Below are 19259 nucleotides of genomic sequence, written 5' to 3' on the forward strand. Positions count from 1 at the left end.
TAAGCACCTGTCTCCATGCGTCAACGGAGCTGGCAAGAATGCGACGACAGGCGGCCTGGCGTCGTGATCTTGCGCATGGAGCTCAGCTGCCGGGGCGGGACCGTCTCCGGTCCCGGAGGGTAGCCCAGCCATGCCCGGGGACCGGTGCCGGTCCGGAGGGAATGCTCAGCAATCCCGATCCCACCGTTTCCGGTCCGGGAGGGAATGCTCGGCTACCCCGATCGCACCGCTTCCGGTTCCGGAGGGAATGCTCGGCTACCCCGATCGCACCGCTTCCGGTTCCGGAGGGAATGCTCGGCTACCCCGATCGCACCGCTTCCGGTTCCGGAGGGAATGCTCGGCTACCCCGATCGCACCGCTTCCGGTCCGGGAGGGAATGCTCAGCTACCCCGACCGCACCGCTTCCGGTCCCGGAGGGAATGCTCAGCTACCCCGATCGCACCGCTTCCGGTTCCGGAGGGAACGCTCGGCTACCCCGACCGCACCTGTTCCGGTCCCGGAGGGCGCGCGGCACGCGAGCGCTCGCGCGTCGAGCGCTCTCCGGCGCGCAGGGCCCAGCGCTCCTCCGAGCACGACGGCGCCACGCGTTTCTTGCATCTCCGTGCTATGAGACCCGCGCAGATCGCTTGCCGGCGCTTCGTTTCCGAGGGGAAGGCGCCCTGTCTGGCTTTCTCACACCGCGGGCTCCGCGCGGACTCCCCCGGCGCCTCCACCGCCCCGCCCCCCGTGTCCGCCGCTCTCCCCATGAGCCTCACGGGCCTGCGGCGGCGGGTACCACGACCGCCGCGCCGGCGTTGGCGACGGTCGATTTCCGAACGCCCCCCGTGAGCTCCCCGCAAATCTGGGCATGAGCACACTCCTTTCCCCGACCGACGACCCCTCCCGCGCCCCCAGCTGGAATTCCGTTCACGCCGCCGCGATGGAGCTCCTTCCCCGCTCGCTCCGGCTCCTGGGGGTCGCCGAGCCCGACGTCGACGATCTCGCCCAGGAAGTCCTGCTCGCGGCGTACGAGAGCCTGGATCGGTTCGATCCCGCCTACCCCGCCGCCTCGCCGCCGCCTCCGCAGGAGGCCGGCCCGGCCGGCGAGCTGCCGCCGCGGGACGCCCGGCGACAGCACGGCGACGCGGCGGCCCGCTGGGTGTACGGGATCGCCTGGCGGAAGGTCAGCCACTACCTCGACCGCGCCTACCGCCGCCGCGAGGTGCCGAACGGCTTGCACCCCGGGCCGTACCACCAGGCCGCCGACCCCGCGCCGAACAGCGAGGAGCGCCTCGCCAGACGAGAGCGGCTCGCGCTCGCGGTCGAGGTGCTCGGCACGATCGCCCCCAACCGGCGCATCCTGCTCGTCCTGCACGAGGCGTACGAGGTGCCGATCGTCGATATCGCGCGCGCCCTCGGCATCAACTACAACACCGCCACAAACCGGCTGCGCCTCGCCCGCGAGGAGTACCGCGCGGCCGTGGCGCGGCTGCGCCCGGAGCAGCGGAAGGCGCTGCGCGCCGGCTGGCTCGTGTTCCCGCTGGCGTCCGACTTCCTGGTGCGCGACGGCGGCGCGAGCCCTCCGCGCCTGCAGCCGACGCTCCGCCAGCTCGCCCTCGCCCTCGGGTCGGCCGCGGCGGGCGTCGCCGGGACCGTCGCCGTGCTGCTCGCCCTCGCGGCGCCGCCGGCCCTCTGGGCCCGCCGCTTCGGGCCGGGGCTGCCCGAGCTGCCGCCCGCGAGCGGCGCCTGCCCCGCAGCGGCCCCGCCGCCGCAGTCGCCAGAAATGCCGGCGCCGCGGCCCGCCGCTCCCCTGGCCGAGGCGCTCCCCCCGCCGTGCCCCGCCGCTCCGCGCGATCCGCAGGCCGCTCCGCCGGCGGGCGAGCGGGACGACACCTTCGCGCAAGAGCGCCGGCTGCTCACCGAGGCGCAGGCGCGGCTCGCCGCCGGCGACCCCGCCGGGGCGCTCCGGCAGCTCGCCGCGCACGAGGCGCGGTTTCCCGCGGGCCGGCTGAAATCCGTGCGGGAGCAGCTCCGCTCCGTCGCCCGGACGCGCCCCGCCGCGAGCGCGCCCAGCGCGCCGGCAGGAGAGCCGTCGCGATGAGCGCGCCCAGCGCCAGACAGGAGGGCGAGGCGCGCGCCGTCGCAACGGCCGTGGGCCTGCTCGCCGCGGGCCTGGGCTGCATCGCGGCGGCGCACGCCGCGCCGGCGCCGCCCCGGGCCGCGGTGCGGCTCGACCTCGCGCGAGGCCCGGGGGCCGACGCCTGCCCCGGCGAGGCGTTCCTGCGCGCGGAGGTGGCGCGCGCGCTCGGCGCCGACCCGTTCGAGGACGGCGCGCCGCGGGTGCTCTCGGTCCGCGTCGCGCAGGAGGGGCCGGAGCTCACGGCCTCGCTGGCGCTGCGCGACCCCCAGGGCGAGACCCAGTGGGCCGAGGCGTTCAGCACCCGGAGCGGCTGCGAGGAGCTGCTCTCCGGCGTGGCCCTCGCGATCGTGGCGCAGCTCCTGAGCGCGCCGGAGCAGGCGCCGCCGCCCGACGCCTCGCCAGGGCCCGCGCCTTCGCCCGCCTCCGCGCCCTCGCCTTCCCCCGCGCCCGCGCCTTCCCCCGCGCCCTCGCCGCCCCCTCCGCAGGCGCAGCGCGCCTCGCGGGAGCCACCTCCCCGCCCCGCGCTGCCGCCGGCGCGCTCGCAGCCGGAGGCGGCGCCGGCTCCGGCCGAGCGGCCGCAGATCGAAGCGGGGCTCGGCGCCACCCTGGGCCTCGGGATCACGCCGGGGCCCGCGGCGGGCATGACGCTCTCCTTCGGCGTGCGCCGGTCCGACTGGTCGATCGCGGTCGAGGGGCGCGGGCTCGTCTCCCTGGCGCCGGAGGTCGAAGCCATGCCCCTCGGCAAGCGCGCCTTCACGGCGGCTGCCCTGGCCTGTCATCGCGGCCGAACCCTGTTCGCCTGCGGCGTCGTGACAGCCGGCGTGGTCCGGTTCGTCCCCCGAGATCCGTGGAACGTCCTCTCCCCCACGCAGCCGCTGCTCGGCATCGGCCCACGGCTCGGCGCCGGGTGGCCCCTCTCAGACCGGTGGTCCGCGTCCACTTACGCCGAAGCCGTCTGGATCGTCGCGGACGCGGTCCTTCGACGCCAGAAAGATGGACGTGAGCCGCCTGCACCCGTCAGCTGGTCGTCCCCCGCGATCGGCGCCGCGTTCGGATTCGGTGTCACGGCAACCTACTGAGCGAGCTCGGAGGACCACGGAATCTTCCGACACCAACTATGATAATTTTCAAATGGAACCCGCGATGAGCCATATCATCGACGATCTCATCCTCGAACTCCGTTGTCAGCGTGGAGCACCGTCAGGTAGCTTGTCCGGCATGCGTGTCTTCCCCTGGTTGTTCGTTGGATTGTTCTCGTGGGTGGGCTGCTCCGGCGACGCGATCGTCACCGGTCCGTGTCAGCCCCAGGAGTACGGTCACCCTGGCTGCCCGTGGCCCGAGGAAGGCGGCGGCGGCGCCGGCGGCGAGGGCGGCGGCGGCGGCGCCGGCGGCGAGGGCGATGCGGGCGGCGGCGGGACCGGCGGCGGCGAGGAGAGCGCCTGCGCCGGCGACTGCATCCCGCCGGCGCCGCTCGGCTGGTTCGGCCCGGCGCTCCTCTGGTACGGCCCGCCCGACCGGGCGCCCGACTGCCCCGCCGCGGCGCCGAACGTCGGCTACCAGGGCTTCGCCGACCTGGCGCCCGCGCCGCTCGCCTGCGCGGCCTGCCTCTGCGACCCGCCGGCGTCGGCCTCGTGCGAGCTCCCGCTGGGCTGGTCGGCGCATACGGCCGCGGCGTGCCCCGCCGATATCCCCGGCAGCGTCGAGACCGCCTTCGCGGCGCCCGACGGCTGGGACGGCGCCTGCACCGCCGCGAACGCGATCCCCGCGGGCCAGGGCTGCGGCGGACAGCCGTGCGTGCAGTCGCTCTCGGTCGACGCGCCGACCGTCCTGGTGACCGCCGCGTGCACGCCCAGGGTGGACGAGCCGCCGCCGCCGGCGCGCGAGGATCCGTGGCGGACCCGGGCGCTCGCCTGCCTGCCCGGCGCCTACACGGAGTGCCCGGACGACCGGAGCACCTGCATGCCGTCGGCCGGCGAGCCCGGGGGCCAGCCGTCCGGCGGCTTCCTGACGTGCATCTTCCACGAGGGCGAGGTCACCTGCGGGGAGCCGTACCTCGACCGGCACGTCTTCTACGACGGCGCCGAGGACACGCGCGGCTGCTCCGAGTGCGGCTGCGGGGCGCCGGAGGGCGCGTCGTGCACGATCGTGGCCTCGGTCTACAGCGACGGCGCGTGCGCGGAGCAGGTCGCGTCGACCCTCGTCAGCTCCATGGCGCCGTTCTGCGGGGTCACGCCGCCCGGCGTCGGCCTCGGCAGCAAGTCGGCGGAGGTCGTCGCCGTGGATCCCGGCGCCTGCGCGCCGACCGGCGGCGAGCCGATCGGCGAGATGGCGCCGGCCGCGCCGTCGACGTTCTGCTGCCTGGCCTGAGGCGGCGCGGGCATCGCCGCTGGCCAGACGACGCGCCAGGATGGGCGGCGCCCTCGCCCCGCGGGCGAGGTAGTGTAGAGAGGCTCGGCCGGGCGGCGGAAGGGCCTCATCCGGCTGCCGGCGTCCGGCAGCGGCGAGCGCGCCGAGCACATGCCCGACGAGCTCCTCAAGATCATCGTGAACGGAGGCGCGGATGCTGCGGCGATGACCGCGCTGTTCGGCCTCGAGCACACGGACTCCGCGGCGGCGGAACGCGATGCATGTCGCGCCGTCCAGAAGCTCGTGGCCGCCTATGCCGAGGCGTGCCAGGGCGGCGATGCAGAAGCGGCCCGCGCCTGCCAGCGCCTCATCTGCCGCCGCACACACCTCGCAGGCCCGCGGAGGAGCCCCGCCGCTCTCGGCGCTCAGCCGGCCGCGCCCTGCGGCTCCGCCTCGCCCAGGAGGGCGAGCGGATCGACCTGCCGCGTGTACACGGAAGCCAGGTGGATCGGTCGCTCCGAGGTGATCAGAACGATGTGGCCGGTCGATGGGAGGAGCGGCTCGATCTGCGAGGCTTTGCGGGCGTTGGTGAAGATCAGGATCGGGGAATGGATCGCGATGGCCGCGCGATACCGGTCGCGCAGCGCTTCGTTGTCCAGATGCGGCGGGTGAACCCGAGAACGTTGGTTCAGGCATTCGATGACGGACCGCATCGCGGTTTTCCAGGATGGCTTCCACCGCGCCGCGCCCCGTAGATCCACATGGACCTCCGGCCCGTAGTGGGGGGCGAGCTCCTGCGCGAGGTGGTGCGCCAGGCTTGCGTTGCCAACGGGGTCGGGGCTCCAGATCAGCACCGGCCCTTGCGCGAGCCGATCGAGAAGGAGCACGAGCTCCTCCTCCCGGTCGAGCGAAGTGCTGTCGTCCACCGGCTCCGGTGCGGGTATCGCCGGCGCTCTCTCTCGCGGCCCGGGCGCCGGCTTCGTGCCCACTCCGGCAGCGCCTGGCACGCCCATCTCCGACCCTCCAACTCTCCCGAACGGCGGGCACTGCGCGGCCTGCGACGGCGGCGCTCCCAATCCCCCGGGTGGCAGGCGCTGCGCGGCCTGCGACGGCGGCGCTCCCAATCCCCCGGGTGGCGGGCACTGCGCGGCCTGCGACGGCGGCGCCCCCAAACCAGGGAGGCCCTGCGGCGGCGGTACGAATCCGCCCGGGATCCAGCTCAGCGCGCGGTCTCGCATACGGCGCTCGTCGAGCTCGCGGAGCTGCTCGGCCGCCGTGCGGACGCCGCGCGCCACGGCCGCCCAGGCTTCATGGCGATTGCGCCAGCTCGACACCGGCTTGCCCCCGGTGGGGAGCGGGTCGAGCCTGGCGAAGGGGGCGCTTTGCCAGTCGCATTCGTGAACGAGGATCGCGACGACACGCGCCTCGCCGGCGTCGTGCCGCTCGAGCGCGCGCATCATCTCCTCCTCGTAGCAGTCGTCCTGCGCCAGGAAATGGGCGCTGACCAGCAGCAACACCATGCGCGCGGCGTCCAGGTGCGCGGCGGTCTCCCGCGACGGCTCCTCCCCGGGCTCGACGTGCGCCCGATGCCAGGTGCGGATCAGCTTCTGCCGCACCATCAGGCCCAGGTGGACCTCGAGCCGCGTGCGGTGCGACCTGTCTGCCGGCGCGTGGGAGATGAAGACCTCCACGGGCCCCGGCGCAGCGACGGAAGCGTCGGGGGCGCCGGGAATCAGGCGGAGGTCGAGCTGCGGCGGCGGGGGCGGCGGTACGTACGCGGCCATCGGCGCCGTATTGGTCCGTGCGGGCACGCCGCGACAGTAGAGGCAGCTGCGCTGCCCCTCTCGGTACACCCACCGCATCCACCCGCAATGCGGGCACCGCTCCTCCCCCATGGGCGGATCCTACTCTCTCCTGCTCGGCCGTGAAGCCGGGGACGAAGGACCAAGACCGGCGTGACAGGTCACGGCGCGCCGTGACGGGCGCCCGTGACTTGTCACGGTCGCATCGGGACATGTCACGCCGGCGCAGCGAGCGCCGCGGAGGCCCGGCTCCGGGTGCATGTCGACGCGTCGAGGCGCTCTCCCGCTGGATGCGGGCCCCTGAGCGCCGCGAGGGCCGGGGCCTGGCGCTGCCGCGGAGGCGAGCTCCCGGGGAGACGCGACTGGCCCGCCGGTTGCTTCGTCCTTCGGCGACGCGAGGTGCCTCTCGGGGCGCTCCTCCAGGACGCTCCTCGCCGCGAGGTCATCACCACGGGCTGCGTCGCAGATGCAGCCGCCAGCAGCGCACCCCCGAAGGGCAAGCCAGCGCTGCTTCAACCTACGGGAGATCTTGATCTTATGAACCAGCTCGGCCGTGCATCGCTCGTCTTCCTGTCAGCCGTGGCCACGATCGCGCTCTCCGGGTGCTCCGCGGAGAGCGTGGATGCCCCCGTCGCCGAGGAGGCCGTCCTCGACTCCGCGCAACCCGTCCTGTGCGACGTCGGCGCCGTCGTTCCGCACGTGAGCGATGGGATCTGGATGTTCGAAAGCCTCGAGTATCAGTCGCCGTCGGGCGCCTATCACAACTCCAACTGTACCGGAGGCTACGTCGTCAAGCTGTTCAATCAGGACATCGCCAGCGCATTCGCCATCCTCGATGTCTATGCGTCCTGGGAGAACGAGCTCCCCGATGCGCTCACCTGTCTCACGTCCTATGTGTACGTGGATGTTCACGGCTATCATAAGTCGGACGCTCGATGGGAGCTCATCGCCGGTGGGGCGACCGCGAGGGGGACATGGGATGGGAACGAGTGCGAGGTCAGCGTCGGTGTTCGGGCGTGGGAAGCCGACGATTACAGCAAGTACATCGTGTCGGCCAAGGCATGGCGCGACGACTTCGGCGTTCAGACGTTTCAGCCGGTGACCATCGATGTAGGGGCATACATGCGCTGAGCGCCGCCAGTCCCGTTGGACAGGGCTCGTTCACCCCTTCGCGCTGAGCCTCGCTGGTCGGCCCGCGCCGGCGCGCCGCGCCTCGCTGGTCGGTCCACGCCGGGATCGACCACCCGCGCCTTGATGCTTGACCGTCGGAACGGCGTTGCGCGTGCTATCCTCGCCAGGATGCTCGCGGTGGGGGGGGCCTCTTCATGCCGTCGCTGCCCGCGCTAGCCAGCGTCCATCTCGACGCCGCGGCCGCTCCGCGCCCGGCCAGGGCATCGACGGCCCCGAGCTCGCCGGCATCCTCCTCGATGCCCGCGCAATTCGTCCTGGTCGCGGGGTCCTCTCCTCCAGGTAGAAGCCCCCGCAAGAGATGGCCTCGACACCACGGCCACGCTGGATTTGTCAGGGTGCCGGCGCGATCCCGAGCTCGTCCATGTTCACCTCGACGCCGGCGCGCTCGACCAGCTCGCGCCCCAGGGCCTCGACGCCGGCGCGCTCGTCGAGCTCGCCCGGGTGGTCCTCGACGCCGGCGCGCTCGTCGAGCTCGCTGACATTTGGTCTCGATCTACCGCAATTCCGAGATATTGAATCACGGCGGCGGGCGCACTCGTCACGTTTATCATCGTCGGCGCGGCAGCGGAGTGGCACAAGGGCAGCGGCCAGGTATGTTTGTTTACAATGACACAGAACAACGGGGACGAGGATGCTCCGCCGACGATAGCTCGGCTCATGCGGTGGGGCGATGGGTTCTTCGAAGGCATCGCATGCATTGAAGGGCTCTTGAACTGGATCAGATCCGGCGCCTCTTCTATAGCGGATTTGGCAGTCGACCCTTCAACGCTGAGCCGTCGAGTAGAGGCGTTCGAGAGCGCACTATCAGAACTAAAGGAAGGCGTTGCAAGCGGGGAAATGGAAGGAGGACCCCCCGTAGGCGATGACGACATCGCTCGGGCCAATCGCCTCAAGACCCTGCTGAAGACCTGGACCCCCGGTAGCGATCTACCATCAGAGGTCGCGATGCTTGCTGAACAGCTCATCGCCAAGTTCGGCAACGAGCAGGAACAAGCAAACTCTCCCTAGCCGACGGTCATCTCCTGCCACCCACGTATACACAGTACGCACGCCCTGTGTTGCACATGACGAAGCATCCGTCGCCGTTCGATGGATAGTGGTACACGCAGACTTCCTTCGGTTTCTTTATGCAGCCAGTAAGGTTGCCCCTACCTGCGTTGCTCTTGTACGGATGCTTGTACGATGGTCGGCACGTAACACCCGCCTCAGCACACCTGACCATGCATTCCGCAGAACTCTCATTCTTGCAGTACACCAGCCAATGCAACTCCTGCGCATCCACTGCAACCGGCTCCTCCTCCGTCGCATCTGCGGGCGATTCTTCCACAATGGCGTTGTCCACCGCTTCCGTCTCTGGAGCGACGCTGCAAGCAGCGTAGAACAAGACCACCAGCGGCACTACGCACACGATGGCAACAGCCGACTTCATGGCCACTTCTCCTTCAACTTCTCGCGTCACACCACCGACCATAGGTCCATGTGGTTCACACTGGACTTGCGCATGCGAAGAACAGACCAGATGCAGATCGTCGCCGGATTAGTAGGCCCGACCCACAGCAGCCAGGAGTAATGTTGGAGACCGTCAAGGGTAGTTGGACTGGCCCACGCCACCGGTGCGGCCGAAGGGGCAAGGGGGTAGGTCGTCGGCGACGGACGCCGAGTCCGCCGTCGCCGCGCTGGCCGTCTCGTTGCTGGGCGTGCTCCCGGATGGGATCGCGCGGAGCGATCTCGCGGCGTTCGTGAACGGGCTGGGGAGCAGCATGGCGAGCCGTGTGGCAGAGGTCCGTCTGGCAACCTTCGCTGGAGATCGCGTGCGGATGCCCGCGCTCGTACGCGCGTACGTGGCGGCGGCGTTCCCGCCGTCGACCGAGGAGGCGATGGATCGTTACGGCCGGCTCGCCGAGGAGCTGGGCCCTCTGGCCGATCGGCAGCGCCCACCGCCACCTCGCCGCCATCGCGGCCCCGCCCGCCAGCCGGCACGCGCACCTGACGCGGCGGCCGCGCCGTGGCGCAGCATCGGTCGGGTCGACCTCGTCGCCATCATCGACCGGGAGCTCGCCGGAGCCGGGAAACCACGGTGAGCCCCCGGAGGGCGCCGGGCCCGCCACGGCGTCGCTCCCGGGAGCTCCTCGACAGCAGCCCGTCCTCTGCGCAGCCCGCCCGCCGCTCGGGAGAGCGACCGCTTTCTCTTGAGCGCCCCGCTTTCTCTTGAAAGGCTGTCCATCGCCGCACATACCCCCCCAGCGTCGCTCCCTGCTCTACATGTAAAGGCACGCAACGTTTCATGATCGAAGCCCGCTCCAGATCTCAGCTCGTCGTCGTCGGCTGCTCGGCCGGGGGCATCGAGGCCCTCTGCACGCTCCTCTCGACCTTGCGCGCCCCGTTCCCCGCCCCGATCGTGATCGCCCAGCACCTCGACCCCAGGCGGGAGAGCCACCTCGGCGACGTCCTGCGCCGCCGCAGCGAGCTGCCCGTCCGCACCGTCGCCTCCGCCGCCCCGCTCGAGGACGGCGTCGTCTACATCGTGCCCCCGGGCCGCGACGTGGAGATCACCGACCATGAGCTCCGGCTCCAGCCGGAGAGCAGCGCGCGACCCAAGCCGTCGGTCGACACGCTCTTCCGCACCGCGGCCGAGGTCTTCGGCGAGAACCTCATCGCCATCGTCCTGACCGGCAACGGCTCCGACGGCACGCTCGCGCCCGCCACGTCAAGAAGTGCGGCGGCACCGTCATCATCGAGAACCCCGACACCGCCAAGTTCCGGGGCATGCCCGAGTCGCTGGCCCCGACCACGGTGGACATCGTGGCCGACCTCGATCGCATCGGAGGCATCGTCGGCGAGCTCCTCACGGGGGCGTACGTCGAGCCGCCGCCGGACGAGGACAAGCGGCTCCAGTCGCTCCTCGACCTCGTGCGCGAGCGGAGCGGGATCGACTTCAAGAAATACAAGCAGGCGACCATCTTGCGCAGGCTCCGGCGCAGGATGGCGGCCACGGACACCGACACCATCGACGACTACATCCGCTACCTCACCGAGCACCCCGAGGAGCACCAGCGGCTGATCACCCCGGGCCGCGTCGACGTGCGCGCCGCGGGAACGATCTGCGCGAAAAAAGTTCGTGCGAGCGCGTAATGGGCAGCATGGTTAGGTGAAGGCCATGCATTTCACCGAGGTGATGCGCGAGCTCGAGCGGCTCGGCACCGAGCAGAACCGGAAGGTCTACCTGCGCCACGGCGCGACCGAGCCGCTCTTCGGCGTGAGCTTCGCCCACATGAACGCGCTGGAGAAGCGGATCAAGCGCGACCACGAGCTCGCCGAGGCGCTCTGGGCGACCGGCAACTCCGACGCGCGGACGCTGGCGGCGGCGATCGCCGATCCGGGGCGCTTCACCCGGGACCAGATCGAGGCGTGGCTCCACGGCCTGCGCTCGCCGCTCCTCATCGACCTGATCGTGAAGCGCATCGCCGTGAAGACGCCGTTCGCCCGCGAGGCGATGGCGCGCTGGACCGCCTCGGACGACGAGTGGATCGGCCGCGCGGGCTGGAAGCTCTGCGGCGCGCTCGCGGAGGAGGACCCGTCGCTGCCCGACAGCCTGTTCGAGGAGCGGCTGGAGGCGATCGAGGCGTCGATCCACCGGGCCAAGAACCGCGCCCGCGACGCGATGAACGGCGCGGTGATCAGCATCGGCGCGCGGAACGAGCCGCTGCGGGGACAGGCGCTCTCGGCGGCGCGGCGCATTGGCAAGGTCGAGGTCGACCACGGCGAGACGAGCTGCAAGACGCCCGACGCGACCGCCCACATCCTGAAGCTGTGGGCCGGCCGGAAGCCGGCCGCCGCGCCGGCGAAGGCGGTCGGGGCCAGGGGCGAAAAGCCGGCCAGGGCCGCCGCTGCCAAGCCGGCCGCCGCTGCCAAGCCGGCCAGGGCCGCCGCCAAGCCGGCCGCCGCCGCGCCGGCCAGGGCGACAAAGTCGCGCCGCGGCGGCGAGGCGGCGGCCCCGGCCGCGGAGACGCCGAAGGGCGACGCGTCGCGCCGCGTCGCGCCGCGCCGGGGCTGACGGGGGCACGCGCCGCCCGGCGCCGGATCACGTCGGATGCGCCGCCGCGACGGCCTCGTCCGACGAGCCGAGCAGCTCCTTGCGCGTGAGCCGCTCGACGACCTGGCGCGTGAGGACGAGGTGGTCCTCCTCCTCGTGCAGGCGGCACCGGAACGCCTCCCTCGCCTCGGCGTCGTCCGCCTCGTCGGCGAGCTCGAGCAACAGCTGCCAGCCGGCGTTGTCGACGAGCTCCGCGGTGAGCAGCGCGTGGAAGAGGTGGGCCGGGTTCTGGTCGCCGTCGAGCACCACCTGCTCGAGGCCCCGCGACTCGATCTCGATCAGCCGCGACATCTCGGTCTCGGCGTGCGCGTCCCCGCCGAGCGCGCGGATCTGCGCCTCGAGCCACTCCTCGTGCTCCTTCTCCTGATTCCGGTGCTCCCGGAGCTGGCCGAGCAGGTTCAGCAGGCCGGGATCGGCCGTGCGGCCGACCTTCTGGATGATGGAGTCGTACAGCTTCACGCTCGCGCGCTCGAATGTCAGCCGCTCGTTGAGCAGGTCGATGGCCTTGTCCTTGTTCACCTGTGCAAGCTTCTGCATGGATGCCTCCGGCCGGGGCAGATGCGATTCGCAGGCCGTCGAGCGGCAACGCGCGCCCGGCCGGTGCGCGCGGCGCGGCGGCGCAGCGGCGAGCGCGAGGCGCGGCGGCGAGCGCGCCGCGCACGGGGGCAGGCGCGCGGCGCGCGCGAGGCGGGGGCGCGCCGATCAGAGGTGCTCGGTCAGGTACTCCACGATGGTGCGGTTCGCGAAATGGCTCGCGACCGGCGACCGGTAGCCGTGCCGCTCGCCCGGGAACACGACCATGTCGAACCGTTTGTCCGCGGCCATGAGCGCCTCGATCATCTTCGCTGTGTGCGCGACGTGCACGTTCTCATCCATGAGCCCGTGCAGGAGGAGCAGCTTGCCGCGCAGGTTGCCCGCGTGCTTCGAGAGATCGGTCGCCTCGTACCGCGCGGCCGCCTGGTCGAGGAGGCCCATGTACCGCTCCGTGTAGCCCGTGTCGTAGAGCCGATCGTCGGTCGCCGGCGAGCCCGCGACGCCAACGTGGAAGCGGTCCGGCGCCTTGAGGAGCGCCGAGAGCGCCATCCTCCCGCCGTAGCTGTGGCCGTAGATGCCGACCCGGCCCGCGTCGACGTACGGCAGCGTCTTCAGGAACTCGAGCCCCGCGATCTGGTCGGCGAGCTCGACCTCGCCGAGGCGGCCGTAGATGGGCGCCTCGAACGCGCGCCCGCGGTTCGCCGAGCCGCGGTTGTCGAGCTGGAAGACCACCACCCCGCGGTCGGCGAGGTGGTTCCAGAGGAGGAGCGGCGACCAGGAGTTATAGACCGTCTGGACGCCGGGCCCGCCGTACACGCTCACCACGACCGGGTAGCGGCGGCCCGGCTCGATCGTGCGCGGCGCGAGCAGCGCGCCGTAGAGCGTGTCGCCGCTCTCGGCGCGCACCTGCACGATCTCGGGGGCGCGCAGGCCGAGGTCCGCGAGCTCGGGGTCGACCGGCGCCGGCATCGCGCCGAGCTCGGCGCTGCCTTCGCCCCGGACCACGGCCTCCCACGGGCGACCCAGGGCCGAGTGGACGTCCACGTACCCCGGCCCCTTCGGCTCCACGGTGACGAAGTGCACGCCAGGCTCCGCCGTGATCCGCTTCACCTCGCCGCCCGCGAGCGGCACGGTGTAGAGGTGCCGCTCGGTCGGGCCGTCCTTCGTGGCCACGAAGCGCGCCTCGCCGCGCTCCTCGTCCGGCGCGGCGAGCGCGGTGATGTCCCAGTCGCCCGCGGTGAGCTTCGCGAGCTCCGCGCCCGTGTCCGCGTCGCGCACCGCGAGGTGGCGATGGCCGCCCGCGGCGGTCGCCCAGAGGAACCTCGGCGAGCGCTCGAGCGGCCGCATCTCGCCGAAGTCCGCCCAGGTCGGCGAGGTCTCGACGACGACCTCGGCGGCCTCGCCCGAGCGCGGGTTCGCGCGGAGGAGCGCGAGGCGCTTCTGGTCGCGCGACAGCGTCTGGAACCAGAGCGCCTTGCCGCCGTCGGCCCACGCGAACCGGCCGAGGTAGCGCTCCTCCTGGCCGCCCTTCCACGCGAGCCAGGTCGTCTTCCGCGTCGCGAGGTCGAGGACGCCCGCCCGGACGCGGGGGTTCTTCCCGCCGACGCGCGGATAGCGCACCATCTGGAGATCTTCCTTGCCGTCGCGGACGCCGAAGACGGGCACCCGCTCGACCTCGCGCTCGTCGACCTCGAGGTAGGCCACCCGGTCGCAGCCGGGGGAGATCCAGAACCCGCTCGGCTCGTCGAACTCCTCCTGGCCGTTGAAGTCGGTGAGGCCGCGCGAGACGCCCTCGGGCGCGCCGCGGGTGAGCGCGGTCTCGCGGCGCGAGGCGACGTCGATCATGAAGAGCTCGCGCCCGCGGACGAACACGACGCGCTCGCCGCCGTCGCACACCTGGGGATCGATCTCCGGCTCGGGCGTGCTGGTGAGCCGCGCGATCGCGCCCGCCGCGTCGCGCAGGAAGATGTCGCCGCCGAAGGGGATGAGCATCACCGCGGCGCGCTTGGCCCACGAATACGCGGTGATCCCCCGCGAGAACATGCGCTGTCGCTCGCGGCGGAGCTCCTCCTCGCGGGAGAGCGGCTTCGACTCCTTCAGCAGGTCGCCCGACGCGACGAGCTGCCGTGTCTCGCGCGACGCGGTGTCGAAGGCGAAGAGGGCCTGCTCCGGCCCGTCCGGCTGCCGCTGGAGGTAGGTGACCAGCTTGCCGCCGGGCGCGTACTGGACCCCCCTGGGCAGCCGCGCGCCGAGCGGCGGCTGCCGGCCGAGGTGCGCGAACGTGACCCGGCTCGCCTCCGGCCCGGCGATGGCCGTCTTGCCGCCCGCGTCACTCACCTTCGGCGCCGCGCCGCCGCCCGGCGAGGCCGCGGCCGGCGCGCCCGCCCTCACCGGCGGCGAGCCGGCCGGCGGGGCGCAGGCGGCCAGGACGACGGGGAGCACCCACCAGGTTGCGGAGCGCGGCGGAGTTCGCATGGCCGCGATCTCGCCCGACGCCGCGGGGGATGTCAAACGACGCCGCGACTGACGAGAGGCGCGGCGGTCGGATCAGAGACGCGCGCGGATCCGCTCGGCGAGGCGCCCAAGGTCTTCCGGGCAAAGCTGGAGGACGCGCCGTATCGAGCGCGCTGCCTCTTCGGCGACGATGGCCCGGCCGGCTGCATCGGATGAGAGCTTCCGGTGCTCTGTCAGGAAGCTCGCGAAGTAGGATTCCTTCGGATGAGGATCAGTCCGGATGTCGCGCCATTTCCACCCCGAGGGGAGGTTGTGACCCGCAAGCACCCAGACCTCGATCTCCTCGATGGCGAGCTCACCGAGCAGCACCCGGTCGCCGGCTGGGAGCGAGGCGCTCCGCTGCTCCAGCGAATCAAGCGCGGCTCTCCGGCCCGCGTTCTGTGCACCATCGCGGTCGACGATGAGCAGGAATAGATCGGTCTGGCCTCCCCAGAGATCGAGGATGGTGCTGATGCGCTCCCACTTGAGCGCCTCCGCGACACCGCCGAGCACCGGCTTCTCGCAGACACGGACCTTGGCCCTGGGTCTGCCGATCTCGGCCATGAGCGCTTGAATGATGGGCTTGAGCAGATCCTTGTCCCGGCGTGAATCCTCGGGGATGACAAGCACGTTCACGGAGCGCCCTCCTCGCGAGGTACCCGCTTGATGCGCTCCCTCGGGGACGCGGCGAACTCCAGCATATCCTCGAACCAACCCGAGGCGAGCAGATCTCCGCGATCGTGAGAGCGGAGGACGCGCTCGGCGTCAGGGACATCGACGAGGCGCACGGTACGACCCGATCGCTCCCCCTCCAGCCGGTAGACGAGCCAGGCATGCGCGAGGAGCTCGTCGTCGAGTTGCGCGAGAAGCGCTGGGGAGTGCGTCGTGGCGACGACCTGGATCCTGCCGTCGCGCGTGCGCGCGTGGATAAGATCGAGCAGGAGCCGCAGGCGGCTCGGATGAAGGCCGTTCTCGATCTCCTCGAAGAAGAAGAGGGCTGATTCGGGCGAGAGGAGCGCGGCGAGGATGCCGAGGAAACGCAGCGTACCCTCCGAGGCGCTGTAGGCGGACAGCTCGGTCCCGTCCTTTTCGACGAGCACGAGCAGCACCTGCCCGCGAAGATCTGCTGGGAACTTCAGATCGACCACATCCATCGGCGTCAGCGCGCGGAGCCAGTGCAGGAGCTCCGCCTTGGTGTCCTCGCGCGAGCAGATCGTCTGCAGGACCGAGGACAGGTTCTCCCCGCGATCGGAGAGGGTCCTTTGCCCCGGCACACTCGGCTGGCGCATGGCGTCCGGGACAGGATCGACGAAGCGCATCGAGGCGAACGCGCTGACAGTGGCCTTCACGTCGAGCTCGATTTTGTCGTGAAAAGCCTCCCGTTCCTCGGGGTCGCCCTCGAGATATGATAGGATTCGGGAGACTATCGGGCGCTCCGATCGAAAGAAAACTTCCGTGGGCTGGGGCGGCTCGGTTGGCCCTTCGAGCGCCTCGATCAGCCCGTGAAACGCCTCGCTTGACGATGGATCGCGGGCTGGGCGCGTTCCGTAGAGAAGGCTCGGGCTCTGTCCACCGGCGTGGAGCGACTCTGCTGCCACCCGCGGCGCCGGGGATGTTTCCACCTCGATGTGGTACCGACGTTCGAAACCAGGGAGCTCGCCGGCGGCCGGACCGACGTCGGCCTCGATGACGAAGCTCCCCTCCCCTCGAAGGTTCCCCTCCCGCCGGAAGCTCGCCTCCCGCACGCCCCCGCGCAGCCCCTCCCACTGCCGCTCGCCGGCCGCGTACTTGCCTCCGAAGATCTCTGCCAGCGTGTAGCCACGCCCGACGCCGTGCAGGAAACGCAGCGCCTCGCGCACGTTGCTCTTGCCCGCCGCGTTGGCCCCGACGAGCAGCGTGAACGGACCCAGCGCGAGCGTCGCGTCTTCGAAGTTCTTGAACTGCACCAGGCGGATCCGCCTCAGCATCGCCCAATCCTACCCTTCCGCGCGTCGCCCCGCCTCCGCTCTGGAGCGTCCTCCTGGAATGTCGACCCCCTGTCCATTTTCCCGAGGCTTCCCGAGGCCGGTCAGCTCGCGATCCGCCGCAGCACGATGACCGGCCGGCCGGCCTCACGCGAGCGATCGAGATCCACCTTACAGTCGAGCATCCAGTCGTTGTCGTCGTCCGGATCGGCGATGATCTGCTCCACCCCCCACGAGCCGCCGTCCTCGGCCGGGTGGATGATCGTGTTGCTCGGGCTCCGGGCGGCCGGGTCGGTGCGGATGGCGGCGTGCTCCGCGTAGAAGCCGCGGAGCGCCTCGTCCAGCCGCTCCGCCGTCCAGGGGGCGTCCTCGCCCTCCACCATCTCGGCGGCGACCTCGTAGTCGCGGCGGGCGAGCGCGCGCAGGAAGAAGAACAGCTCGTTCCTGACGAGCACCGTGAAGTCCTTCGCGTTGCGGGTGATGTCGAACGCGGACGGCTCCACGGCGCCGCCGGGGGAGGCCGCGCGCGGCTGGTACGACGGGTCGCGCAGCCGCTCCCACTCGTCGAGGAGGCTCGAGTCCACGCCGCGGATGAGCGCCCGGAAATAGGCGATCATGTCGCTCGTGTCGGCGTCCTTCGCGTAGTCGGGGACGGTCTGGACCAGCGCCTTGTACACCTCGGAGACGTACCTGAGCAAGAGCCCCTCCGCCCGCTCCAGGTTGTACTCCCGGATGTACTCGCCGAACGACAGGTATTGCTCGTACATCTCGCGCGCGACGCCCTTCGGCCGGATGTTCTCCTGCCCGACCCAGGGGTGCCGCCGCGCATAGTCGTTGAACGTGCCGTAGATGAACTCCGCGTTCGGCTTCGGATAATCGAGCTTCTCGAGCTCCTCCATCCGCTGCTCGTACTCCACGCCGGCCGCCTTGAGCTCCGCGAGCTTCTCGGTCTTCAGCCGATCGAGCTGCTTTTGCAGGATGAGATCGGGGTTCTCGAGGATCGACTCGACCAGCGTCAAGAGATCGAGCGGATAGGTGCCGCTGTCGGGATCCAGCTTGTCCACCGTCTCGAGCACGTAGAGCGAGAGCGCGTGGTTCAGCGAGAAATCCTCCTGGAGATCCGCGTTGATGCGGATGCGCTTGCCCGGCCCGTCCTCCTTGGGGACGAACTCGATGATGCGCGCCTCCACGAGGGAGCGGAACAGGAGCATCGCCGTCCTGCCGTGCTGGCGCCGGACGGCGGGCCGGTCGTGCGTGCTGCGGATGAGCCGCTTCATCGCCTGACACCCGCCCTCCTCGCGGCCGAGCACGTTGACCAGCATGCCGTGCGTGACCTGGAACCGCGACACGAGCGGCTCGGGCGGCGACTGGATCAGCCGCTCGAACGTCTGCCGATCCCAGTGCACATAGCCCTTCTCCGGCGGCTTCTTCTTCACCATCTTCCGCCGCTTGGCCTGGTCGTTCCCCGCCTTGGCCTCGAGGCGCATGTTCTCGATGACGTGCTCCGGCGCCTGCGCCACGACGCTGCCCTGCGTGTCGAACCCCTTGCGGCCGGCCCGGCCGCTGATCTGCTGGAAGTCGCGGACGCTCAGGATGGCCGTCTTCTCGCCGTCGAACTTGCAGAGCTTCGTGAACAGCACCGTGCGGATCGGGATGTTGACGCCGACGCCGAGCGTGTCCGTGCCCGAGATGATCTTGAGGTGCCCCTGCTGGGCCAGCTTCTCGACCAGGAGCCGGTACTTCGGCAGGAGCCCCGCGTGGTGCAGCCCGATGCCGTGCTTGACGAAGCGCTGCACCTCCCGGCCGTAAGGGCTCGAGAACTTCACCCCGGCGAGGGCGGCGGTGATCGCCCGCTTCTCCTCCTTGGTGCAGTAGTCCTGGCTCATCAGGTTCTGCGCCTCCTCGGCGCAGGCCCGCTGGGTGAAGCTCACGATGTAGATCGGCGCCTTGCCGTTCTTGACGAGGGTGGCCACCGTCTCGTGCAGCGGCGTCTCGCGGTACTCGAAGTCGAGCGGCACCGGGCGCACGGTCGACTTGATCACGGCGGTCTGCTCGCCGGTGAGGCGCGCGATCTCCTCCTGGAAGAACTCGGTGCCTCCCATCGTGGCGCTCATGAGCAAGAACCTCGCCTGCGGCAGCGTGAGCAGCGGGATCTGCCAGGCCGCCCCGCGGTCGCGATCCGAGTAGTAGTGGAACTCGTCCATGATCACGTAGTCGCAGAGCGCCTTCTCGCCCTCGCGGAGCGCGATGTTCGCGAGGATCTCGGCCGTGCAGCAGATGATGGGCGCGTCGCGGTTCACCGCCGCGTCGCCGGTCAACATGCCCACGTTCTCGGGGCCGAAATCGTTGCAGAGCGCGAAGAACTTCTCGCTGACGAGCGCCTTGATCGGGCACGTGTAGTAGGACTTCATCCCCTCGGCCATCGCCTTGAAGTGCATCGCGGCGGCGACGAGCGACTTGCCCGAGCCGGTCGGGGTGTTGAGGATGACGTTCTTGCCGCCGAAGATCTCGAGGATGGCCTCCTCCTGCGCCGGGTAGAGCTCGAGTCCACGCTCGGCGACGTAGTCGAGGAAGCCGTTCAAGAGGTCGTCGGCCGTGAAATCGTGGGGCGACGGCGGGAGGCGGGCGAGGAGCGGAGCGGCGGCTTGATCCATGGCGGCTGGGACGCCCGTCGAGGGGGCGCACCATGCAGAAGCCTGGTTTCAGGGAAAATGCAA

The 19259-nt window shown here is 71.1% G+C and carries 15 protein-coding genes and 3 pseudogenes; 10 read left to right on the forward strand and 8 right to left on the reverse strand.

The annotated features are described in order from the left end of the window. Nucleotides 1–847: 847 nt before the first annotated feature. The 3 genes from NQZ70_RS27620 (at nucleotide 848) to NQZ70_RS27630 (ending at nucleotide 4486) form a co-directional block, all read left to right on the forward strand. Nucleotides 848–2080: an RNA polymerase sigma factor gene (locus NQZ70_RS27620; RefSeq protein WP_129576877.1), complete on the forward strand. Its 1233-nt coding sequence runs from the start codon at nucleotides 848–850 to the stop codon at nucleotides 2078–2080. Then, complete coding sequence (locus NQZ70_RS27625) at nucleotides 2077–3198, forward strand: hypothetical protein (protein WP_237244113.1); 1122 nt, start codon at nucleotides 2077–2079, stop codon at nucleotides 3196–3198. Before NQZ70_RS27620 ends, NQZ70_RS27625 begins: the two co-directional genes overlap by 4 nt. Before the next feature lie 139 nt (nucleotides 3199–3337). Further along, nucleotides 3338–4486, forward strand: a complete 1149-nt coding sequence (locus NQZ70_RS27630) for a hypothetical protein (RefSeq protein ID WP_165374195.1) — start codon at nucleotides 3338–3340, stop codon at nucleotides 4484–4486. A gap of 404 nt (nucleotides 4487–4890) precedes the next feature. Here the strand turns inward: NQZ70_RS27630 and NQZ70_RS27635 are convergent, their stop codons facing one another. Beyond that, the gene (locus NQZ70_RS27635) at nucleotides 4891–6156 is read right to left on the reverse strand and encodes a toll/interleukin-1 receptor domain-containing protein (RefSeq protein ID WP_207217493.1); all 1266 of its coding nucleotides are present in this window, start codon (nucleotides 6154–6156) and stop codon (nucleotides 4891–4893) included. A gap of 648 nt (nucleotides 6157–6804) precedes the next feature. On the opposite strand from NQZ70_RS27635, the gene NQZ70_RS27640 reads away from it, so the two are divergent. Next, nucleotides 6805–7398, forward strand: a complete 594-nt coding sequence (locus NQZ70_RS27640) for a hypothetical protein (RefSeq protein WP_129576880.1) — start codon at nucleotides 6805–6807, stop codon at nucleotides 7396–7398. A gap of 390 nt (nucleotides 7399–7788) precedes the next feature. Here the strand turns inward: NQZ70_RS27640 and NQZ70_RS27645 are convergent, their stop codons facing one another. Next, nucleotides 7789–8034, reverse strand: a complete 246-nt coding sequence (locus NQZ70_RS27645; RefSeq protein ID WP_129576881.1) for a hypothetical protein — start codon at nucleotides 8032–8034, stop codon at nucleotides 7789–7791. Between the two features lie 30 nt (nucleotides 8035–8064). On the opposite strand from NQZ70_RS27645, the gene NQZ70_RS27650 reads away from it, so the two are divergent. Further along, complete coding sequence (locus NQZ70_RS27650) at nucleotides 8065–8466, forward strand: hypothetical protein (protein WP_129576882.1); 402 nt, start codon at nucleotides 8065–8067, stop codon at nucleotides 8464–8466. Nucleotides 8467–8473: 7 nt separating this feature from the next. Here the strand turns inward: NQZ70_RS27650 and NQZ70_RS27655 are convergent, their stop codons facing one another. Then, nucleotides 8474–8887 (reverse strand): hypothetical protein, encoded by a 414-nt coding sequence (locus NQZ70_RS27655; RefSeq protein WP_129576883.1) that lies wholly within the window; start codon nucleotides 8885–8887, stop codon nucleotides 8474–8476. Between the two features lie 163 nt (nucleotides 8888–9050). Here NQZ70_RS27655 and NQZ70_RS27660 point away from each other — a divergent pair, with 163 nt between their 5' ends. From NQZ70_RS27660 to NQZ70_RS27685, 5 genes and pseudogenes are all read left to right on the forward strand, one after another. Continuing rightward, nucleotides 9051–9539 (forward strand): hypothetical protein, encoded by a 489-nt coding sequence (locus NQZ70_RS27660; RefSeq protein WP_129576884.1) that lies wholly within the window; start codon nucleotides 9051–9053, stop codon nucleotides 9537–9539. A gap of 203 nt (nucleotides 9540–9742) precedes the next feature. After that, nucleotides 9743–10093: pseudogene (locus NQZ70_RS53475) on the forward strand (chemotaxis protein CheB); the annotation flags it as partial. A gap of 74 nt (nucleotides 10094–10167) precedes the next feature. After that, nucleotides 10168–10272 (forward strand): annotated as a pseudogene (locus tag NQZ70_RS27675) (chemotaxis protein CheB); the annotation flags it as partial. Next, a complete protein-coding gene (locus NQZ70_RS27680; protein WP_257792800.1) occupies nucleotides 10261–10590 on the forward strand; it encodes a hypothetical protein in 330 nt (109 codons plus the stop codon). The pseudogene NQZ70_RS27675 and the gene NQZ70_RS27680, both read left to right, overlap by 12 nt. A 25-nt stretch (nucleotides 10591–10615) precedes the next feature. Further along, nucleotides 10616–11266, forward strand: a pseudogene (locus NQZ70_RS27685) (DNA alkylation repair protein); the annotation flags it as partial. Between the two features lie 273 nt (nucleotides 11267–11539). Here NQZ70_RS27685 and NQZ70_RS27690 read toward each other — a convergent pair. From NQZ70_RS27690 to NQZ70_RS27710, 5 genes are all read right to left on the reverse strand, one after another. Further along, nucleotides 11540–12088, reverse strand: a complete 549-nt coding sequence (locus NQZ70_RS27690; protein ID WP_129576886.1) for a DUF892 family protein — start codon at nucleotides 12086–12088, stop codon at nucleotides 11540–11542. A 165-nt stretch (nucleotides 12089–12253) separates the two neighbouring features. Then, entirely contained in the window at nucleotides 12254–14560 is a 2307-nt protein-coding gene (locus NQZ70_RS27695; protein WP_237244114.1) for an alpha/beta fold hydrolase, read from the reverse strand. A 72-nt stretch (nucleotides 14561–14632) separates the two neighbouring features. Continuing rightward, nucleotides 14633–15142: a hypothetical protein gene (locus tag NQZ70_RS27700; RefSeq protein ID WP_237244115.1), complete on the reverse strand. Its 510-nt coding sequence runs from the start codon at nucleotides 15140–15142 to the stop codon at nucleotides 14633–14635. A 68-nt stretch (nucleotides 15143–15210) separates the two neighbouring features. Next, on the reverse strand, nucleotides 15211–16545 hold the full coding sequence (locus NQZ70_RS27705; RefSeq protein ID WP_129576888.1) for an AAA family ATPase: 1335 nt from the start codon (nucleotides 16543–16545) through the stop codon (nucleotides 15211–15213). A 101-nt stretch (nucleotides 16546–16646) separates the two neighbouring features. Continuing rightward, nucleotides 16647–19196 (reverse strand): RNA helicase, encoded by a 2550-nt coding sequence (locus NQZ70_RS27710; RefSeq protein WP_129576889.1) that lies wholly within the window; start codon nucleotides 19194–19196, stop codon nucleotides 16647–16649. Nucleotides 19197–19259 lie beyond the last annotated feature (63 nt).

It is taken from the genome of Sorangium sp. So ce836, assembly GCF_028553905.1.
Taxonomy (GTDB): Bacteria; Myxococcota_A; Polyangia; order Polyangiales; family Polyangiaceae; genus Sorangium; species Sorangium cellulosum_D.